This is a genomic window from Staphylococcus pseudoxylosus (genome assembly GCF_003697915.1).
GTDB classification, from domain to species: domain Bacteria; phylum Bacillota; class Bacilli; order Staphylococcales; family Staphylococcaceae; genus Staphylococcus; species Staphylococcus pseudoxylosus.
In genome coordinates, this window is record NZ_RCVN01000049.1 from 1 (window position 1) to 830 (window position 830).

At 28.4% G+C, this 830-nt stretch carries 1 protein-coding gene; it reads left to right on the forward strand.

Annotated features, from left to right (window positions below; translation table 11 throughout):
- On the forward strand, window positions 1–538 hold a 538-nt coding region (locus D9V42_RS14730), incomplete at its 5' end, for an alkaline phosphatase (protein ID WP_208639093.1).
- Window positions 539–830: the final 292 nt, after the last annotated feature.

Genomic DNA, 830 nt, shown 5'->3' on the forward strand with positions numbered 1-830 from the left:
AGCCCATCCAAATGATGCGACTGGTGTGATGTCAGAGATGGAGGATTTCGAGGAATCATATAAAGAAGCTATAGAGTTTGCCAAGAAAGACAAGAATACTTTAGTTGTAACAACAGGAGATCATGCCACAGGAGGATTAACGATGGGAACAAAAGGAAAACAAAGTTTTCATCCAGAAGCTATTAAAGAAATGAATCATTCGGCTAGACATATGGAAGAAGAGATACTAAAAGGTGAAAATATTGATAAAGTAATAAAAGAGGGGTATGGTTTTAAGTTAAAAGAATTAGAAATAGAAAAAATTAAAAAAGCTGCTCAAGAAATGAAGTCAGACGAAGATGAAGATTATAAAGAGCAAAACCCGTTAGAAAAAGCCTTAACTGAACCAGTAAATGAAAGAAGTAATACAGGATGGACTTCAGATTCACATGTCGGGCATGATACAAATATATATGGTTATGGAGTAAACAAAGAGATGTTTGAGGGGGCTATGGATAATACCATATTTAATCAAAATTTATTCAAACAATACAAATAAAAATGAAATACTTCTGGAAAATCTACCTATTTATTAGGTAGATTTTTTTATTTGATAAGAGATGTATTATTAAGTGAAGAATTTTCCTAACAATAAGAGAGTGTATTTATAAAATAATATAGATTCTAAAATAGTTATCCGAACGAAAATATTATACGAATATAATATTTTATATTAAATAAAGTTAAGGATAAAACAAAAAATATGTTTATAAAAGTATAAAAAAGTATATAAAGGTGTATAAGTATTTATATTGTAAATTTTCTTGATGGAGGTTTTATTAAAAATGGCA